Annotated in this window: 16 protein-coding genes; all 16 read left to right on the top strand. The window is 52.2% G+C overall.

Annotation, left to right across the window (positions count from 1 at the left end):
* Positions 1-3: 3 nt before the first annotated feature.
* Positions 4-348 (top strand): 30S ribosome-binding factor RbfA, encoded by a 345-nt coding sequence (gene rbfA, locus EVJ23_RS08130; protein WP_016508272.1) that lies wholly within the window; start codon positions 4-6, stop codon positions 346-348.
* 46 nt (positions 349-394) lie between these two features.
* On the top strand, positions 395-1,309 hold the full coding sequence (gene truB / locus EVJ23_RS08125; protein WP_201739229.1) for a tRNA pseudouridine(55) synthase TruB: 915 nt from the start codon (positions 395-397) through the stop codon (positions 1,307-1,309).
* Positions 1,310-1,324: 15 nt separating this feature from the next.
* Complete coding sequence (locus tag EVJ23_RS08120) at positions 1,325-2,251, top strand: bifunctional riboflavin kinase/FAD synthetase (protein ID WP_131465261.1); 927 nt, start codon at positions 1,325-1,327, stop codon at positions 2,249-2,251.
* A 124-nt stretch (positions 2,252-2,375) separates the two neighbouring features.
* The gene (rpsO, locus tag EVJ23_RS08115; RefSeq protein ID WP_015881433.1) at positions 2,376-2,645 is read left to right on the top strand and encodes a 30S ribosomal protein S15; all 270 of its coding nucleotides are present in this window, start codon (positions 2,376-2,378) and stop codon (positions 2,643-2,645) included.
* 132 nt (positions 2,646-2,777) lie between these two features.
* Positions 2,778-4,994, top strand: coding sequence for a polyribonucleotide nucleotidyltransferase (pnp, locus tag EVJ23_RS08110; RefSeq protein WP_131465259.1), 2,217 nt, complete (start codon positions 2,778-2,780; stop codon positions 4,992-4,994).
* Between the two features lie 50 nt (positions 4,995-5,044).
* On the top strand, positions 5,045-6,262 hold the full coding sequence (locus tag EVJ23_RS08105; RefSeq protein ID WP_131465257.1) for a M16 family metallopeptidase: 1,218 nt from the start codon (positions 5,045-5,047) through the stop codon (positions 6,260-6,262).
* A gap of 66 nt (positions 6,263-6,328) precedes the next feature.
* Entirely contained in the window at positions 6,329-7,807 is a 1,479-nt protein-coding gene (locus tag EVJ23_RS08100) for a UDP-N-acetylmuramoyl-L-alanyl-D-glutamate--2,6-diaminopimelate ligase (protein WP_131440226.1), read from the top strand.
* A 3-nt stretch (positions 7,808-7,810) separates the two neighbouring features.
* Entirely contained in the window at positions 7,811-9,064 is a 1,254-nt protein-coding gene (locus EVJ23_RS08095; RefSeq protein ID WP_131465255.1) for a lipid II:glycine glycyltransferase FemX, read from the top strand.
* On the top strand, positions 9,061-9,714 hold the full coding sequence (locus EVJ23_RS08090) for a M15 family metallopeptidase (RefSeq protein WP_071399630.1): 654 nt from the start codon (positions 9,061-9,063) through the stop codon (positions 9,712-9,714). Before EVJ23_RS08095 ends, EVJ23_RS08090 begins: the two co-directional genes overlap by 4 nt.
* 96 nt (positions 9,715-9,810) lie before the next feature.
* Entirely contained in the window at positions 9,811-11,478 is a 1,668-nt protein-coding gene (locus EVJ23_RS08085; protein WP_070327456.1) for a ribonuclease J, read from the top strand.
* A 61-nt stretch (positions 11,479-11,539) separates the two neighbouring features.
* Positions 11,540-13,729, top strand: coding sequence for an FtsK/SpoIIIE family DNA translocase (locus EVJ23_RS08080; protein WP_131465253.1), 2,190 nt, complete (start codon positions 11,540-11,542; stop codon positions 13,727-13,729).
* A gap of 404 nt (positions 13,730-14,133) precedes the next feature.
* Positions 14,134-14,853 (top strand): GntR family transcriptional regulator, encoded by a 720-nt coding sequence (locus tag EVJ23_RS08075; RefSeq protein ID WP_016510124.1) that lies wholly within the window; start codon positions 14,134-14,136, stop codon positions 14,851-14,853.
* A gap of 131 nt (positions 14,854-14,984) precedes the next feature.
* Positions 14,985-16,070 (top strand): BMP family lipoprotein, encoded by a 1,086-nt coding sequence (locus EVJ23_RS08070; RefSeq protein WP_131465251.1) that lies wholly within the window; start codon positions 14,985-14,987, stop codon positions 16,068-16,070.
* Between the two features lie 61 nt (positions 16,071-16,131).
* Positions 16,132-17,658, top strand: coding sequence for an ABC transporter ATP-binding protein (locus EVJ23_RS08065; RefSeq protein ID WP_131456156.1), 1,527 nt, complete (start codon positions 16,132-16,134; stop codon positions 17,656-17,658).
* The gene (locus EVJ23_RS08060; RefSeq protein WP_131465249.1) at positions 17,655-18,719 is read left to right on the top strand and encodes an ABC transporter permease; all 1,065 of its coding nucleotides are present in this window, start codon (positions 17,655-17,657) and stop codon (positions 18,717-18,719) included. The genes EVJ23_RS08065 and EVJ23_RS08060 overlap by 4 nt, the downstream gene beginning before the upstream one ends.
* Complete coding sequence (locus tag EVJ23_RS08055) at positions 18,716-19,675, top strand: ABC transporter permease (RefSeq protein ID WP_071399634.1); 960 nt, start codon at positions 18,716-18,718, stop codon at positions 19,673-19,675. The genes EVJ23_RS08060 and EVJ23_RS08055 overlap by 4 nt, the downstream gene beginning before the upstream one ends.
* Positions 19,676-19,753: the final 78 nt, after the last annotated feature.

The following is a 19,753-nucleotide window of genomic DNA, read 5'->3' as shown; positions in this document are numbered from 1 at the left end:
CGTATGAACATTCGTGCCCAACGTGTTGCTGAACAGATGCGTAAAGAGATCACAGATATCCTTTTACGCGAAGTCAACGACCCACGTACAAAGAACGCGACCATCACGAGCGTAGACGTGACGGGAGATTTGCAACAAGCGACGGCCTATTACACGGTGCTCGGAGACGACGCCGACGTGAAGGCTGAGACGCAGGCAGGTCTTGATAAGGCGAGCGCCTTCATCCGCCGTGAAATCGGCAGCCGGATCCGTCTCCGCAAGACGCCGGAATTGTCGTTCGAATACGATTCTTCGGTCGCATATGGTAGTCATATCGATTCGTTGATCCGTGATTTGAATAAAGACTAATAAATTGAAGGGGGGACTTGTGTCTCCCCTTTTTTGATATGGAGGAATGAACGTGGAACCGACAGGGATTTTAATACTAGATAAAGACAGCGGGATGACGAGCCACGATTGCGTCTTCAAGCTGCGCAAACTGTTTCAAACGAAAAAAGTTGGCCATACCGGCACGCTCGACCCGGAAGTGACCGGCGTGTTGCCAATCTGTTTCGGCCGTGCGACGAAACTGTCTCGGTTTTTGACCGATGAGGGCAAGCGCTACGTCGCCGAAGTCACGATTGGGACGGCGACGATGACGGAAGACGCACACGGCGAAGTCGTCGCGCAAACAGATGTCGCGCCGGATGCGTTCACGGGTGAAGACGTCGACCGCGTTCTCGGCACGTTGACCGGAAGCATCGAGCAGGTGCCTCCTTACTTCTCGGCCGTCAAAGTGAACGGGAAGAAGCTATACGAATACGCCCGCAAAGGACAGACGGTCGAACGGCCGCGCCGCATCGTCGAGATTCACCGGTTAGAACGGACGAACGAACCTGTCTTCGAGGACGGCGTCTGCCGGTTTCGCATTGATGTCGAGTGCGGAAAAGGCACGTTTATTCGGACACTTGCCGTCCAAATCGGGGAAGGGCTCGGTTACCCGGCCCATATGAGCGACCTGCGTCGCACACGGTCAGGCACGTTCGATGAAAGGGACGCCGTGACGCTCGCGGAGCTCGCGGCGTTAGAGACGGTCGAGGCACGCGCTGAACGGCTCATCCCGCTCGAGGACGTGATCAAACGTTGGCCTTCCATCACCATTCCAGCCAACCGGGAACGGTATATTCGCAACGGTGGGCGCTTAAACGACGTCTCACTCGAATTTGAACTGTTTACTGTCTATAATGAAGAAGGAATTCCGCTCGCCCTCTATAGACGGCTTGACGGAACGACAGACGCAACAGTCGAGGTCATGTTGACAATCGACTAAGGGGGAATTTGAAGTATGGAAACGATACATCTCACACATCCCGAGACGCCAGAGTTTGTCCCTTCGGTCATGGTACTCGGATTCTTCGACGGCGTTCACATCGGCCATCAAGCCGTGATCGAGCACGCCAAACAGCGCGCGGAGCAGCTTGACGTGCCCGTGACCGTCGTCACGTTCGATCCGCACCCGAAACAAGTGCTGTCGAACAATGCGGATGCTGTCCGTTATATCACGCCGCTCAAACGAAAATTACAGCGGATCGCCGCGCTCGGTGTCGAACGTTGTCTCGTCTTGACGTTCACAAAGCAATTGGCATCACTGTCACCGCAACAGTTCGTCGACGATTATTTGATCGGCGCGGGCGCCGTGCACGTGACGGCCGGATTTGACTATTCGTACGGGAAGTTCGGGGAAGGGACGATGGAGACGATGCCCTACCACGCCCGAGGACGCTTCACGACGTCCGTCGTCGCCGAACAGACGAGTGACGGTGACAAAGTCTCTTCGACCCGGATCCGCAAACTTCTTGGCGCAGGCAGTGTCGACCTGGCGAGTGAGCTGTTAGGGGCGCCTTACGTCATCTGTGGCGAAGTCATCCATGGTGACGCCAGAGGGCGGACGATCGGCTATCCGACCGCGAACATGGTGATGGATGCGTCTTATGTCATGCCACGGCTCGGCGTTTATGCGACCCGCGTCCGCCTAGAAGACGGCCGGACGTTTGATGCGATGACGAACGTCGGTCGTCGGCCGACGTTTTATGACACCGGAGACGTCTCGATTGAAAGTCATTTATTTGATTTTTCGGAGGACTTGTACGGACAGTTGCTCGAAATCGAATGGGTTCACTATTTGCGCGATGAACGGGCGTTCGACGGACTCGATTCGCTGATCGCGCAGTTGAAACGAGACGAGACGGCGGCTCGGGCAATCCTATCTTGACTTTGGAGCAGGGGTCATGTATTCTAATTTGGTACGCAAAGTACACCGCTTCGCTTGGCTGGACGATTCACCAACGACGGCTCGGCAACGCGGCAATTTTCTATTAAATGGAGGTGGAGAGGCAATGGCACTCTCAAAAGAACGTAAAAACGAAATCATCGCGGAATACGCGACAAAACAAGGTGACACTGGTTCACCGGAAGTTCAAGTTGCTGTTTTGACTGAACAAATCAACACTTTGAACGATCATCTTCGCACACATAAGAAAGACCACCACTCACGTCGCGGTCTTTTGAAAATGGTTGGACGTCGCCGTAACTTGCTCACGTACCTTCGTAACAAGGACGTAACACGTTACCGTGAATTGATTCAACGCCTTGGTCTCCGTCGTTAATCCGAACGGGCCAAATGACGGACTGGGACACTCGTTCCTAGTCCGTTTCTTCTTTTTTTGGAGGAAAATCATTAGACAAACATATGAATGAGTTACATAATAAACTAGATAAGGTTTGAGAGGAGAATGTACATGTTAGGTACGAAACAAGTTTTTTCTACAGAATGGGGCGGTCGTCCGCTGTCTGTAGAAGTAGGTCAACTCGCGAAGCAAGCGAACGGTTCTGCGCTCGTCCGGTACGGGGACACGGTCGTGCTCGCCGCGGTCACAGCTTCAAAAGGACCAAAGGATTTAGATTTCTTCCCGCTTACGGTCAACTATGAAGAAAAATTATACTCGGTCGGTAAAATCCCAGGAGGTTTCCTTCGTCGGGAAGGTCGTCCTGGTGAGAATGCGATTTTAACGTCACGTCTCATCGACCGTCCAATCCGTCCATTATTCCCAGACGGATTCCGTCACGACATCCAAGTCATGATTTACGTCATGTCGAATGATCCGGACTGCTCGGCTGAGATGGCCGGTATGCTCGGAACGTCGATCGCCTTGTCGATCTCGGACATCCCGTTTGACGGACCGATCGCTGGAGCGACGGTCGGACGTGTGGACGGACAGTTCGTCGTCAACCCGACAGTCGCACAACTCGAGAAGACAGAGCTTGAACTTCAAGTCGCCGGAACGGCAACTGCGATCAACATGGTCGAAGCAGGCGCGAACGAAGTACCGGAAGACGTCATGCTCGAGTCGATCTTGTTCGGTCACGAAGAGATCAAAAAGCTTGTCGCGTTCCAAATGGAAATCGTCGAAGCGGTCGGGAAACCGAAGTTTGAATACACGGTCTCTAAATTTGACGACGCGTTGTCACAAGAGCTTGAAGCGGCTCGTCCAGAAATTAACGCTGCCGTCCAAGTTGAAGAGAAACATGCGCGTGATGAAGCGATCAACGAAGTCATCGCGAAGTATGTCACGTCGTATGAAGCGCGTCTCGCTGACGAGCCGGCCAAGTTGAAAGAAGTATCTGGTATTTTGAACAAGTTCGTCAAAGACGAGGTCCGCCGTTTAATCACGGTCGATAAAGTTCGTCCAGACGGCCGTCGCCCGGAAGTCATCCGTCCACTCGCGTCAGAAGTCGGCGTGCTGCCGCGTGCGCACGGTGTCGGTTTGTTCACACGGGGGCAGACGCAAGTCATGTCGATCGCGACACTCGGTGTCATCGGTGACGCTCAAATCATCGACGGCATCGGTCTAGAAGATAACAAACGTTTCATGCACCATTATAACTTCCCGCCGTTCTCGGTCGGTGAAGCTCGTCCGGTTCGCGCGCCAGGTCGCCGCGAGATCGGTCACGGTGCGCTCGGTGAACGTGCGCTTCTCCCGGTCATCCCGAAAGAAGCAGACTTCCCGTATACGATCCGTCTCGTCTCAGAAGTGCTCGAGTCGAACGGTTCGAGTTCACAGGCTTCAATCTGTGGCTCGACACTCGCCCTCATGGACGCCGGAGTTCCGATCAAGGCACCGGTCGCGGGAATCGCGATGGGTCTCATCATGGAAGGCGAACACTATACAGTACTCACTGACATCCAAGGTCTCGAAGACCATCTCGGCGACATGGACTTCAAAGTCGCTGGAACGAAAGACGGGATCACAGCGTTGCAGATGGACATTAAAATCGCTGGCATCACGCGTGAGATTTTGGAAGAAGCGCTCGAACAAGCTCGTTCAGGCCGCCTCCACATTCTCAACCATATGCTCGAAACGCTTGACTCATCGCGTCCACAGTTGTCGAAGTATGCGCCGAAGATCGTCACGATGAAAATCAATCCAGATAAGATTCGCGATGTCATCGGGCCTGGTGGTAAGATGATCAACAGCATCATCGACCAAACCGGTGTCAAGGTTGATATCGAGCAAGACGGTACGGTGTTCATCGCCTCGACCGATCAAGATGGCATCGATATGGCGATGGCACTCATCGGTGACATCGTCCGTGAAGTCGAAGTCGGCGAAGTGTTCGACGCGACAGTGCGTCGGATCGAGAAGTTCGGCGCGTTCGTCGAGTTGTTCAAAGGCAAAGACGCGCTCGTCCACGTCTCTGAGTTCAGCCTCGACCGCGTCGCCAACGTGGAAGACGTCGTCAAACTTGGTGACACGATCAAAGTCAAAGTCACAGAAATTGACGACAAAGGTCGCGTCAACGCCTCGCATAAAACGTTGATTGTCGAAGGATTATCTCCTGAAGAGCGAGAAGCGTATGAAGCGAAACGTAAAGCACAACGCGAGAGCCGTCCGCCACGTGACAGTCGTCCTCCGCGTCGTGACGGAGACCGTCGTCCGTCAAGACCAACAAACTAATTATTTTGGCCATCGTCTGGTGCGATGGCCTTTTTCATAGGAGTGATAAAATGGAATGGATTACCTTAAAGAATGGCGTCCGCATCGTGGTCGAACCGATGGCAGACGTCCGCAGTACATCGACCGGTGTATTCATCAAAGCCGGGACACGGACCGAGGAAGACAATGAGATCGGGATCAGCCACTTGATCGAACATATGTTGTTCAAGGGCACAACAACAAAAACGGCGAAAGAAATCGCTTCATTTTTTGATGAGCTTGGCGGCAGTGTGAACGCCTTCACTTCAAAAGACCATACATGCTACTACGTCAAGACGCTCGATGAACATGCTGTCATCGCCTTCGACGCACTGGCCGACATGTTGTTCCATTCAGTCTTTGATGAGACTGAGCTTGAAAAAGAGAAGCGGGTCGTGTTAGAAGAGATTAAAATGTACGAAGACACGCCGGAAGACCTCGTGCATGAGTTGCTCGCCTATGCCGTCTACCGTGACGATATATTAGCGAAGCCGATTCTCGGGACGGAAGCTAGCGTGCTCAGCTTCTCTCGCGATCAATTGCTGCGTTATGTCGAATCAATGTATACAGGCAACCGTGTCGTCGTCTCGATCGCCGGTCACGTGACCGACGAGCTGGTCGAAGCGGTCACGTCGAGGTTTGCGGAACTCCCATCAGGGGAATCACCGAAAGAATCGACGATTCCGGTTCTATGCAGCGATGTGTTGAAAAAGCATAAAGAGACGGAGCAGGCGCACCTTTGTTGGAATTTCGAGGCGATTTCGGCAACGAACGACCGGCTCCCGCACCTGGCGCTGGCAAACAACGCGATCGGTGCGACGATGTCGTCACGGCTGTTTCAATCGATTCGTGAAGAACAAGGGTTAGCTTACTCGATTTATTCGTACTATACGACGTTCGTTGACCATGGCACGTTCACGATTTATATCGGGACGTCACCGGAAACGCTCACTCAAGTCGAGACGATCATGGAGCGTGAACTTGAAGCGCTCAAAGCGCAGGGGTTAACGGAAGAAGAAGTCGCTAAAGGCAAACGCCAGTTGAAAGGTTCACTCGTCCTCGGCAACGAGAGCACGAGCGCCCGAATGAACCGGAACGGGCGTAACCTCGTCTTACTCGACGAAGTCGAGGATTTGGACGAAGTCCTCAATAAAATCGACCGCATCGAAACCGATGAAGTCAACGCCTTGATTCGGGAGCTGCTCGGGCACGTCCCGGCAAAATCATATGTTCTTCCGTCCGAAGACTGACTTGAAACCAGATTGTAAGTTCTCTACACTGATTAAGAGGTATTCTTTACATTGGACAGGATACAGGTGAAAGAAGGGAAAGACTTGAACTTAACGGATTTAGTAACCAAGATACAATTGATTAATCAACCAACTATAGAGGGCATTAACGTGACCCATGTCACGACCGATTCACGGGAAGTCGTACCCGGAACGCTGTTTGTCGCGATTAAAGGCTACACCGTCGACGGTCACGACTATGCTGATTTAGCGGTGAGTAAAGGAGCGGTCGCGGTCGTCAGTGAGCGTCCGCTCGACATCAGCGTCCCAAACCTGCTCGTGCGCGATAGTTCGCGTACGGTCGGCTTATTAGCGTCGGCATTTTATAACTATCCGTCTGAACAGATGCGTCTGTTCGGCATCACGGGGACGAACGGAAAAACGACGACGACGACGATTTTACGTGACGTTTTATCAAAGCTTGGACATAGCACCGGATTGATCGGTACGGTCGAGGTCCGGATTAACGATACGGTCGTCCCGAGCAAGAACACGACGCCGCAAAGTTCTGAGCTTCAGCAGCTGCTCGCTCGCATGCGCGGTGAAGGGGTGACCGATGTGATGATGGAAGTGTCATCACACGGACTTGAACTAGGTCGTGTCATCGGAACGGACTTCGACATCGTCGGTTTCACGAACTTGACGCACGACCATCTCGATTTTCACGGGACGTTTGAAAACTATGCGCGGGCCAAAGGTTTGCTGTTCGCCCAACTCGGACAGATGGCGTCGCGCGACAAAGTTGCCGTCTTGAATGCGGACGATCCGTATAGCAAGCTTTACGAGACGATGACGGGTGCTCGTGTCATCACATACGCCATCGACGAAATGGCGGATGTGACAGCGTCAGACATCGTTCAGACACTGTCAGACACGAGTTTCCGTCTCAACTATCAAGGAGTCAGTCTGCCGGTGACGGTCCAGTTCATCGGACGTTTCAACGTATACAACCTGTTGCTCGCGACGGGTTGCCTGCTCGCGGCTGGGTACAGTTTACCTGAGATCATCCAAGCGCTCGAATCGATTCATCCGGCCAAGGGACGGATGCAACGACTCGACGTGCCTGGGTATAACGTCTATGCGGACTATGCCCATACACCGGACGGGATTGAGCAATGCTTGAAGTCGCTTGTCGGTGTCCCTAAAGAGAACATCGTCTTCTTGATTGGGACGGGCGGGAATCGCGATGTGACGAAACGCCCGACAATGGGCGAGATGGCGTCGAAGTATGCCGGTACCGTCATCATCACGACGGATGATCCACGTTTTGAGGCGTATGATTCGATCACGAGCGGCATTGCCGCCGGGATGACCCATGACAACTTTGTTGAAATCGGCGACCGCGAAGAAGCGGTGTCTTACGCCGCACGTCTAGCCAAAGCGGACAATATCGTCGTGTTGGCCGGTAAAGGACATGAGAAGTACCAAATCATCGGTAACGAGAAAATCCCGCTCGATGAGGAAGCGATCGTCCGGGCGACAATTTTAAATACGGAGGAATCTTGATTTATGGCAGTACAACCGATTACCTTGACAGAGACAGAGCATGACGATTTCGTCAAAGCACACGACCGCGGCGACTTGCTCCAACTTTCGAGTTGGGCAGACGTCAAAAAACAAAACGGTTGGTCCGCTGAGCGGATTGCCGTCGCTACAAATAGTGAGACGACAGGAGTGGCGCTTCTTTTATTCAAACAAGTGCCAAAGCTACCGTTCACGCTTTGTTACGCACCGCGCGGTTTCGTCGTCGATTACGATGACGTGGCATCATTGCGTGCCTTGACCGAGGAAGCGAAACGCGTCGCCAAACTGAAAAAGGCGATCGTCATCAAAATCGATCCGAACATCGACCGGGACGAAGTACCGGGCTTACTTACGGAAATGTCTAGCCTCGGTTTTACACATAAAGGGTACGGCGGCGGCTTTGACTATGCCCAACCCCGTTTCACGATGGAGACGGACCTCCGTCCGAGCGAGAAAGATATTTTCGCCAAGTTCCATCACAAGTTTCGCTATAACGTCCGTCTTGCCGAGCGTAAAGGGATTGTCTGTACCGAAGTCGGTCGGGACGGCTTGAAAACGTTCGCCGAACTGATGAAAGTCACGGGTGAGCGTGACGGCTTCGCCATTCGCGGGCTCGATTACTTCGAGAACTTATACGATTGCCTGCAGCCGAATGACGCTCGTTTGTTTTTGACGAAACTTGAACCGAAACTCGCGCTCGATCAGCAAGTGGCGATGCTCGAGAAGGCAAAACGGGATCTTGACAAGATCGAACGGTCTTTGGAAAAAGAAACGGTCGAGAAAAAACGGATCAGTTTGTCTAATCGTCAGAAACAGACGCGCGATCAACTCGTGAAAGCTGAAGCGGCCTTGCCGGAACTCGAACAGCTTCATGCCAGCTATCCGGACGGTCTCGTGTTATCGGGCGGCTTGTTGACGCTCGCCGGCCGCCGCTCGTATTACTTATACGGTGCTTCCTCGAACGAGTTTCGGGAGTTTATGCCGAACCACCTGATGCAATGGACGATGATGCAATTTGCCAAGGCAAGCGGTGCCGAGCGCTATGATTTCGGTGGTGTATCGGGCAGCACGGAGCCGGACGATGAATATGCGGGCCTGTATGCGTTTAAATCGGGCTGGGGCAGCGATCAAATCGAGAAAGTCGGCGAGTTCGACCTCGTCTTGAACCGGCCGCTCTACTTTGCCCTCGAGACAGGATTACCGCTCGTCAAAGGACTCCGTAAACGGTTAAGAAGATGAAATGGTCAGGCGTCTTGACGTTTGCGATGACGGCGTTTTTGATTGGGATCTTCTTGGCGTATACGTTTTCACGGCCCGGGCCAATGCCTTGGGTCGATGAACCGACGTTTGAAGCCGGGATGTGCGAACGGAGCCCGCGCTCGGAACAAACGATTGTCGACCGTAGCGACAAGGCGTTTGCCAACTTGCATCCTCATGTGCGAGATCGTGGCGAATCGTTCGTAAGACTGGCGTATTCATGTCTCGGGCTTGAAGTCCGCTTGACGTCAGGCTATCGTTCGGCCGATGAACAGAATGCGCTCTACGCGCAAGGACGCTCAAAACCAGGGCAAGTCGTGACGAACGCCAAGGCGGGACAAAGTTATCATAACTATGGACTCGCGGTCGATTTTGTCATCATCCACGATAACCGGGCCGACTACGATTTGAACGCAGATCACAATAAGTCGGGGGAACCCGACTGGCAAGAACTCGGTGAACTCGGAAAAGCACTCGGCTTCGAATGGGGTGGGGATTGGAGGAGTTTTCCGGACTATCCTCACTTGCAGATGGACTTCGGCTTATCGGTTCGACAGCTCGCAGCTGGCAAGCGGCCGGACACTAAAGCGACGATGCCGCTCGCGGATGTGATGAAACCTCTAGTCGATTGAACGGAAATGGTGGCATATAAGCGTTTTTTCCGATACAATATTCAGTAGCGATAAGTGGACGAAACAGAATATGAATCATCTAGGAGGTTTTTGTTAGTGTCAAAGAAGAAGACAGAGAACGTTAGCGTCTTTGCGCTTGGTGGCGTAGGCGAAATCGGGAAGAACATGTACGTCGTGGAACTAGACGATGACATCTTCGTCATCGATGCCGGCCTTATGTTTCCAGGCGATGAGATGCTCGGGATTGATATCGTCATCCCGGACATTACGTATTTAAAAGAAAACAAAGATCGGGTACGCGCTATTTTCATCACCCATGGTCACGAAGACCATATCGGTGGACTCAGCTACGTACTCCGTGACTTGAAGCATGTCCCGGTCTACGGGACGAAATTGACGCTCGGTTTAATCGAGCTCAAGTTAAAAGAGGCGGGCTTACTGAAAGAAGTCGACCTTAGATTGATTGACGCTAAAACGAAATTGACTATCGCTGATCATTTCATCACTTTCTTCCGCGTCAACCATTCAATCCCTGACTGTGTCGGTGTCTGCATTCAAACGTCACAAGGCGCGATCGTTCATACCGGCGACTTTAAATTCGACTACACGCCGGTCGATGGGAAGCAGTCTGACTTTAACAAGTTAGCAGCCATCGGTCAGCGCGGTGTGCTCTGTTTATTGTCAGATTCAACAAACGCGGAACGACCAGGCCAAACAGGGTCTGAATCGTTAGTCGGTGCTGAATTAAACGATGTGATCTATCAAGCCGAGGGGCGTGTGATCGTCGCGTCGTTCGCTTCGAACGTCCATCGTTTGCAACAAGTATTTGCTGCAGCCGAGGCGAACGACCGTAAAGTCGCAGTCGTTGGACGCAGCATGGTCAACATCGTCGAAGTCGCACAACGTTTGAACTACCTTCGTTTCAAGCCGAAGACGCTCGTCGAGCTCTCGCAAGTGAACCGTTTGCCGGACGATAAAGTCGTCATCTTGACGACCGGTTCACAAGGTGAGCCGATGGCGGCTTTGACGCGCATGGCGCGTAACGCCCACAAACAAGTGAATATTCGCTTGAATGATACCGTGGTGATCGCGGCGACGCCAATTCCGGGTAACGAAAAATCAGTCTCGAAAACGATCGATCTCTTATTCCGTTCTGGTGCGAACGTCATCTATAACCAGCGTAAAGTGCACGTATCCGGTCACGGTTCGGCTGAAGAGCTCAAGCTCATGCTCAACCTCGTCAAGCCGAAATACTTCCTCCCGATTCACGGGGAGTACCGGATGCAGATGGCCCACTCGAAACTCGCCCAACAGGTCGGGATCAATTCAAGTAACATCTTTATCGTCGAGAAAGGTGACGTCGTCGAGTTCACGGGCCGTAAAGCCCGGATGAGCCGTAAAGTTCCTGCCGGCAACGTCTTGATCGATGGAATCGGTGTCGGGGACGTCGGGAATATCGTTCTCCGCGACCGTCGCCTCTTGTCGCAAGACGGTGTCGTCCTCTGTGTCGTCACGTTGAACCGTAAACAGAAGAAGTTGATTTCAGGCCCTGAACTCATCTCGCGTGGATTTGTCTATATGCGCGAATCAGAAGTGATGATCTCAGAAGCGAACCGGATTGTCACGAAACAGATTGAGAAGAGTCTCGAAGCTGGAAGTGATTGGACCGAATTGAAATCAAATATCCGCGAGCGGCTCAGCGTCTTCTTGTTTGAACAGACGAAACGTCGTCCGATGATCTTGCCGATCATCATGGAAATTTAAAGAATTGAGATCGAGGCAAAAGTCATCTGACTTTTGCCTCTTTTTTTAGGAGGAATAGAAGTTGGCACAAAAAACGAGAAAGACCCCGGTGAAGCGTAAGCCGCGACCGACGACGAGGAATCGTAAGCGGAAACAGCCAATCCCACTTCGTACATATGGTTGGGCCGGCTTTATCTTGTCGATGATCGCGTTCATCTTTTCGCTGTTCGAGTTCGGCTGGGTCGGGACTCAGACAGCGACGTTTGCGACGACGCTGTTTGGGGGCTGGGGTGCACTCACATATTTGATCGTCGCATTCATTTTGCTCGTATTCTTGAACGATTTCCGTCCGATCCAACGAGCCGGTATCTTCCTGCTGTTCGTGTCCTTCCTATTGTTCGGGGACATGGTGTGGGGAACGGAACGGGGAGTGGTGAACGGGGCGCTCTACGGATTGAACCAATACTTGCTATCGGACTTCGGGATTATCTTCCTTGGCATCATCAGCGTCGTCGTCGGTGTCTCGCTTCTGTCTCCGGCGATTTGGCGGACAATCGGGAACCGGTTGCTCGAAAGTTTCGTTGCGATTAAACAAGAATGGCGTGACCGAGAACGTACACCCGCCAAACCGAAACCGACTGAGAAGAAGCGGGTCGACGCACGCGCGTCCGAATCAACACCCAAGCCTCAAGAAGTGGAGGCCGAGGCGGACGCCGTCGTCATGCATGATATTCCGATTGTCGGGTTTAGTGAGACCATCGACGCCGAGAAGCGTCAGAAAGTGTCTGACGAGACAGTGAAGAGCGAGGTCGTATCAGATATCCCGACCGAGGACATGATGATGACAGCGGCTCAGGACGTGTCTGCGACATACGAATTGCCGAAGTTCACGATTTTAAGTGAACCGGTCGTGACCGACTTGTCAGGAGAGAACGCACGATTGAAGGCGAACGCAACGAAACTCGTCCAAACGCTCAAGTCGTTCGGCGTCGGGGTGAAAGTGCTCAAAATCCATCTCGGTCCGACTGTCACGAAGTACGAGCTGCAACCGGACATCGGCGTCAAAGTGAGCCGGATCACCTCATTGAGTGATGATCTCGCACTCGCACTTGCCGCCAAAGACATTCGCATCGAAGCACCGATCCCAGGGAAGGCGGCCATCGGCATCGAAGTCCCGAACCAAGAAGTCGCGCCGGTCTGTCTGCGTGAGGTGTTAGAAGCGGAGCCTGTCAAACGCGATGAGGCACCGCTCCTCGTCGCGCTCGGTCGCAGTATTAGCGGTGAGACGGTCACGATCGCGTTGAACAAGATGCCTCATCTACTCGTCGCAGGGTCGACCGGCTCCGGGAAGTCGGTCTGTATCAATGGGATGATCGTGTCTATTTTGATGCGGACGCGGCCAGATCAAGTCCGCCTCATGATGATCGACCCGAAGATGGTCGAGTTGAACGTCTACAACGGCGTCCCGCATTTATTGACGCCGGTCGTGACGGATCCGAAAAAAGCGGCTCAAGCGCTCAAGCAAGTCGTTGCCGAGATGGAGCGCCGCTACGAGCTGTTTAGCCGCTACGGTGTCCGTAACATCGAGGGCTACAACGACCTCGTCGACAAGTCAGAGGACGAAGACGCTAAACGGCTCCCGTTCATCGTCGTCATCGTGGATGAGTTGGCCGACTTGATGATGGTCGCCTCAAACGACGTCGAGGACGCGATTATGCGGCTCGCCCAGATGGCACGAGCGGCCGGTATCCATATGGTGCTCGCCACGCAACGTCCATCCGTCGACGTCATCACGGGTGTCATTAAAGCGAACATCCCATCACGGATCGCGTTCGCGGTCTCGTCAGCGACCGATTCAAGAACGATCCTCGACGGCGGGGGGGCTGAGAAGCTGCTCGGTCGAGGTGATATGCTCATGCTTGCGAACGGAATGAACAAGCCGGTACGCGTCCAAGGGGCGTTCGTATCCGATCAGGAAGTCGAGACGGTCGTCAACCATGTCATCGCCCAGCAGCGGGCCCAGTACGTCGAGGCGATGATGCCAAAAGAAGAAGAAGTGACGACGATCGACTCGGACGACTCGTTGTTCGAAGAAGTCGTCCAATTCATCTTGACGCAAGAAACGGCGTCGACTTCGATGATTCAACGAAGATTCCGAATCGGTTATAACCGGGCGGCCCGCTTGATTGATTCGCTCGAACAAGCAGGGTACGTCGGTCCTTCGGAAGGATCGAAGCCACGGAAAGTACTCGTTAACCAACAAGATGCATAATACAAAAAACGAACTATAAGGACAAACGTGTTCGAAATAGTTCGTTTTTTGTTTGTTTTTAAAAGTATCGTCAATTCAGTTACCTCGCGTCGGATAAACATGTACAGTAGAAGTTATATAGCACATCTGGACTATATGACCTATTGAGACATACTACTGAAAACGTTGAAACGCTTTCATTTTTTAATACCGTTTTCATTTTACGATTTCTTTTCAAACACTCGTAGAACAGGTAATATAGACTAAGTGGTATACATAATCCCTTGGCTTTAAAACATTTCCTTGATTCCGAACAAAAAAGTATTGCGTTCTTTTTGCGGAATCCCTATACTTAGAATTGGCAAGGACATTCATACGTCAGATGTCTGAGCACTGGTAAGAAATAGGTAAAGGTGGTGAGGCCCATGTCGATCAAGCTCGATCATCGCTTGCTCTATCTTCGCGTGATTGAGAAAATCAAGCAGGATATCGACGATGGTGTCTATCGTGAAGGAGAGAAACTTCCTTCAGAATTCGAGTTGTCGAAGCAACTAGGAGTCAGTCGAGCGACGCTCCGAGAAGCGCTTCGCATTCTCGAAGACGAGAAATTTGTCGTGCGGAAACATGGTGTCGGGACATTCATCAGTTCAAAACCCCCATTCACTTCTGGGATCGAGGAACTGTTCAGTGTCACGGACATGATCATGCGCGCCAAGATGACACCAGGAACAAAAGTATTGGTGGCCGAAAAAGTGTTAGCGACAGAGAGAGAAGCCGAGCGTCTGAAAATTGAACCGAACTCACCGATTTATCGGATTGTCCGGATTCGTTATGCAGATGAAACACCGGTCGTTTACTGTGTGGATAAAATTCCAGCCCATCTCGTCTCTAATCCTGAAGCGTTGACAGAAGGAAAGTCGTTATTCGATGCGCTTGAAAAAGAGGTAGGACGTCGGGTCGCATATGCGATCACGCACATCGAACCGAGTGTGAGTTCAGAAATCTCGACCCAACTTCAAACGGACCAACCGTTACTCGCTTTAAAACAACTGCATTACGATGAGAGCGATTTACCGTTGCTCGATTCGGCAAACTTTTTCCGAGCGGACCGCTTCGACTTCCACGTCGTTCGTAAACGCGTCTAAGCAAGTTCTTGTAAGGCGGAAACGGTTATTTTTGGGTAATGGCGTGAAAGCGCTTTCTTATACCGGTGTAAAGACGACTGATGACATGACAACCTTAATTGTTATGATCCGAAAGGGGAAACACGACGATGATGAACAAGAAAAAAACGATTCTTTCAGCTTTAGCAGCAGGTCTCACGCTCTCAACAGTACTTGCAGCATGCGGTGGGGATGACAACGAAGGTACTACTTCAAACGGCGAAGGCGGAGAAGGCAGCGACTTCAAAGTCGCGATGGTAACCGATACTGGTGGCGTTGACGACAAATCGTTCAACCAATCAGCTTGGGAAGGTCTTAAAAAGTTCGGGGAAGACAACAACTTGACTGAAAACGAAGGCTACAAATATCTTCAATCTTCGAAACAAGCGGACTATCAGCCAAACTTGCAGCAATTGGCACGCGATAACTTCAACTTGATCTACGGTATCGGTTTCTTGATGGGTGAAGACATCCAGAAAGTGGCCGAGCAGTTCCCGGACAACAACTTCGCGCTCGTCGACATGGTCGTTGACGCACCGAACGTCGCGTCGATCACGTTTAAAGAACAAGAAGGTTCGTTCCTCGTCGGTGTCGTCGCAGGTCTCACGACGAAAACAGACAAAGTCGGTTTCATCGGCGGCGTCGAGTCAGACTTGATCAAAAAGTTCGAAAATGGATATAAAGCGGGCGTCATGGCCGTCAACCCAGACGCGACAATTGACGTCAAGTACGCTGAAGACTTCAACTCAGCTGAAAAAGGAACGGCGATCTCTTCAGGTATGTATGGAGCAGGCTCTGACATCATCTATCACGCAGCAGGCGGAACGGGTGTCGGTGTCTTCACAGAAGCGAAAAACCGTAAGAAGAACGGCGAAGACGTATGGGTCATCGGTGTTGACCGTGACCAGTACGAAGAAGGACTTCCTGAAGATGTAACCCTTACTTCAATGGTCAAACGTGTTGATACGGCGACTTACGAAGTATCGAAACAGACGATGGATGGAAACTTCCCAGGTGGCGATATCATCGAATTCGGTTTGAAAGATGACGGCGTCGGTATCGCTGAAACATCTGACAAGCACGTATCTGCTGAGATTCTTGACAAAGTAGAAGAGTACCGTCAACAGTTGATCGACGGAGAACTTACGGCGCCAGCGACTGACGCTGAGTTCGAAGAGTTCATGAAGACAGTAAAATAATTCATTGAGTTAGGGGGGACCCATGCGGTCTCCCTTTACTTAAAGTTAGGGGTGGACTTTCTTGGAATATGTAATTGAAATGCTCAATATTCGCAAAGAGTTCGGAACGTTCGTAGCCAACGACAACATCACCCTCCAACTTCGCAAAGGCGAGATTCATGCGCTGCTCGGCGAGAACGGTGCCGGGAAATCAACGCTTATGAACGTCTTGTTCGGTCTCTACCAACCAGAAGGTGGAGAGATTCGAGTGCGCGGGGAGAAAGTGAATATTGAAAATCCGAACATCGCCAACGAACTTGGAATCGGCATGGTACACCAACACTTCATGCTCGTCGAGAAGTTCACGGTGACCGAGAACATCATCCTCGGGTCTGAACCGAGAAGTGGATTGACGGTCGACCGGGCGACGGCTCGTAAAAAAGTAATGGACATCTCGGAGCAATACGGTCTTCGCATCGATCCTGATGCCAAAATCGAGGATATTTCGGTCGGGATGCAACAACGTGTCGAAATTTTAAAAACGCTTTACCGCGGGGCTGAAATCTTGATTTTTGATGAGCCGACCGCTGTTTTGACGCCGCAAGAAATCCAAGAACTCATTCAAATCATGAAGCGTCTCATTGAAGAAGGCAAATCGATCATCTTGATCACGCATAAATTAAAAGAAATCATGCAAGTCGCCGACCGCTGTACGGTCATTCGTCGCGGACGCTATATCGGTACCGTCGAAGTCGACGAGACCGTGAATGAAGATAGCTTAGCCGAGATGATGGTCGGGCGTGAGGTAAACTTTGATGCGGAATATTCCAAGGCAGATCCACAGCAAGTCGTACTCGACGTTCAACAGCTCGTCGTCAAAGACAGCCGCGGACTGAAAGTCGTCGAGGGCTTGGATTTACAAATTCGTTCTGGAGAGATTCTCGGTATCGCCGGGATCGACGGGAACGGTCAGACCGAATTAATTGAAGCGCTTTCAGGTCTGAAAAAGCCTGAAGCAGGTAAAATCTTATTGAACGGGAAAGACGTGACCGGATTCACGCCGCGTAAAGTGACAGAGTCCGGTGTCGGGCACATCCCACAAGACCGTCACAAGCACGGACTCGTCCTCGACTACTCGATCCGTGACAATATGGTGCTCCAAACGTACTATAAAGAGCCGTTCTCAAAGCGTGGTTTGATGAACTATAAAGCCGTCGCTGAGAAAGCGAAAGCGTTAATTGAGAAGTTTGACGTCCGAACTCCGTCGATCGACGTGCCAGCCCGTGCTCTATCTGGCGGTAACCAACAGAAAGCGATCATCGCCCGGGAAGTCGACCGGTCACCAGACTTGTTGATCGCCGCGCAACCGACGCGGGGGCTCGATGTCGGAGCCATCGAATTCATTCACGAGCAACTCATTAAAGAACGGGAGAAAGGACGCGCCGTCCTGCTCATCTCGTTCGAGCTTGAAGAAATCCTTCACGTCTCCGACCGGATCGCCGTCTTATACGAAGGAAAAATCGTCGGGATTCGCGATCCGAAAGAAACGACCGAGCAAGAGCTTGGCTTCTTGATGGCCGGCGGTAAGAGAGGGGAAGAAACAGTATGAACAAGCTAGCATATAATCGACTTCTCATCCCGCTTTTGTCGATCTTGATGGGACTACTTGTCGGTGCGATCGTCATGCTCATCGGTGGTTACAACCCGGTCCAAGGGTTCTCATCACTTTTCAGCGGCATGGTCGGCAGCCCGTATGCGATCGGTGAGACGCTCCGTGCGGCAGCACCGCTCATTTTCTCAGGTTTGGCCGTCGCGTTCGCGTTTCGGACCGGACTGTTCAACATCGGGGTCGAAGGTCAAGTCTTGATCGGGTGGGTGGCAGCGGTTTATGTCGGGATCAATTTTGACTTGCCGATGTTCATTCACTTGCCGCTCGCGCTTCTCGCGTCCATGTTCGCGGCAGCGCTATGGGCGTTCGTTCCTGGTTTCTTGAAAGCCAAGTTCCACGTCCATGAAGTTATCACGTCAATCATGATGAACTATATCGCCCTCTACACGACGAACGCGATTTTGCGTAGCGTCATCGGTGTGACGAACGAACGGACCGAAGATATTAAAGACTCGGCCTCGCTCGCCTCACCGTTGCTACAAGAATTGACGACGTTCTCGCGTCTGCACTGGGGTATTCTCATCGCTGTGCTCGCAGCGATCGTCTATTACTACATCTTACAACGGACGACGCTCGGGTATGAGCTTCGTGCCGTCGGATTTAACAAACACGCCTCGCAGTATGCGGGGATGAGCGTTAACCGGAACATCATTCTCTCGTTCGTCATCTCTGGAATGTTCGCCGGACTTGCCGGCGCGATGGAAGGTCTCGGGACGTTCAACGGAATGACGCTTAGCGCGTCGTTCACCGGCGTCGGATTCGACGGGATCGCTGTCGCCCTGCTCGGTGCGAACACGGCGGTCGGTGTCTTCCTGGCAGCAATTTTGTTCGCAGGTCTCAACATCGGCGGACTTGCGATGCAACTCGGGGCCAACATCCCGTCTGAACTCGTCAAAGTCATCATTGCCGCCATCGTCATCTTCGTGGCGTCAGGATACGCCTTGAACTATGTGATTGAAAAACTTAAAGGAAACCGTAAGAAAGGAGTGGAGAAAAAATGAGCTTCTTAGAAGTACTCTACATCGTCGTTCCGGTTGCGTTAGCCTATGCGACTCCACTCATCATCGCGGCGCTCGGCGGCATTTTCAGTGAACGTTCGGGTGTCGTCAACATCGCTCTAGAAGGCATCATGGTCATCGGGGCGGCGACGGGAATCATCGTCACGCTCACATTGACCGATATGGGATTTGGCGGGCTCAGCCCGTGGCTCTCACTGTTGATCGCCATGGTCGTCGGCGCGCTGTTCTCGCTATTCTTGGCCGTTCCTGCCATCCTCTGGCGGGCTGACCAAACCGTTCTCGGTGTCGCGATCAACATGCTCGCTGTCGGGCTCGCCATCTTCGTCGTTCGGGTTCTTTACAACAAAGGCCAGACCGATTTCATCGAGTATCGGATCGCCAAAGAGAACGTGCCGATTCTGTCAGACATCCCGGTGCTCCGCATGTTCTTTATCAACGTCCAATACACGTCGTTCATCGCGATCATCCTCGCGTTCGTCGTCTGGTTCGTCATCTTCAAGACGCCGTTCGGTCTTCGCCTTCGTTCAGTCGGTGAACATCCGATGGCGGCGGACACGATGGGAATCAACGTCACGAAGATGCGCTTCATGGGCGTCATGCTCTCAGGTGCGTTCGGTGGTTTGGCTGGTGCGGTCTATGCCGTCACGGTTACGACCAACTTCAGTGGGACGACGATCGTCGGACAAGGCTTCCTCGCCATTGCCGCGATGATCTTCGGGAAATGGAACCCGCTCGGTGCCCTAGGCGCTGGTTTATTCTTCGGGTTCGCCCAAGCGCTGTCGATCATCGGCAGTAACTTGCCGGTCATCAATAACGTACCGCAAGTATTGCTCTTGATCGCGCCGTACGCGTTGACGATCCTCGCCCTAGCAGGTGTCGTCGGACGAGCGGACGCTCCGAAATCAGTTGGTATCCCGTATATTAAAGGGAAGCGCTGACGAGGGAAAGGACATATGTCTCGTTTTGCCAAGGTTGTTTGACGCTTAAGTCAAACAACCTTTTTTGTTATACTGGTG

The organism is Exiguobacterium sp. SH1S1 (assembly GCF_004337245.1).
Lineage (GTDB): Bacteria > Bacillota > Bacilli > Exiguobacteriales > Exiguobacteriaceae > Exiguobacterium > Exiguobacterium aurantiacum_A.
The sequence above is the reverse complement of the archived record's forward strand: the minus strand, read 5'-3'. Positions and strand labels throughout refer to the sequence as shown.

Excerpts from the sequence above, each read along its gene's own strand:
- rbfA (WP_016508272.1), top strand. The coding sequence starts at position 4 with ATGAACATTCGTGCCCAACGTGTTGCTGAACAGATGCGTAAAGAGATC.
- truB (WP_201739229.1), top strand. The coding sequence starts at position 395 with ATGAACGTGGAACCGACAGGGATTTTAATACTAGATAAAGACAGCGGG.
- EVJ23_RS08120 (WP_131465261.1), top strand. The coding sequence starts at position 1,325 with ATGGAAACGATACATCTCACACATCCCGAGACGCCAGAGTTTGTCCCT.
- rpsO (WP_015881433.1), top strand. The coding sequence starts at position 2,376 with ATGGCACTCTCAAAAGAACGTAAAAACGAAATCATCGCGGAATACGCG.
- pnp (WP_131465259.1), top strand. The coding sequence starts at position 2,778 with ATGTTAGGTACGAAACAAGTTTTTTCTACAGAATGGGGCGGTCGTCCG.
- EVJ23_RS08105 (WP_131465257.1), top strand. The coding sequence starts at position 5,045 with ATGGAATGGATTACCTTAAAGAATGGCGTCCGCATCGTGGTCGAACCG.
- EVJ23_RS08095 (WP_131465255.1), top strand. The coding sequence starts at position 7,811 with ATGGCAGTACAACCGATTACCTTGACAGAGACAGAGCATGACGATTTC.
- EVJ23_RS08090 (WP_071399630.1), top strand. The coding sequence starts at position 9,061 with ATGAAATGGTCAGGCGTCTTGACGTTTGCGATGACGGCGTTTTTGATT.
- EVJ23_RS08075 (WP_016510124.1), top strand. The coding sequence starts at position 14,134 with ATGTCGATCAAGCTCGATCATCGCTTGCTCTATCTTCGCGTGATTGAG.
- EVJ23_RS08070 (WP_131465251.1), top strand. The coding sequence starts at position 14,985 with ATGAACAAGAAAAAAACGATTCTTTCAGCTTTAGCAGCAGGTCTCACG.
- EVJ23_RS08060 (WP_131465249.1), top strand. The coding sequence starts at position 17,655 with ATGAACAAGCTAGCATATAATCGACTTCTCATCCCGCTTTTGTCGATC.
- EVJ23_RS08055 (WP_071399634.1), top strand. The coding sequence starts at position 18,716 with ATGAGCTTCTTAGAAGTACTCTACATCGTCGTTCCGGTTGCGTTAGCC.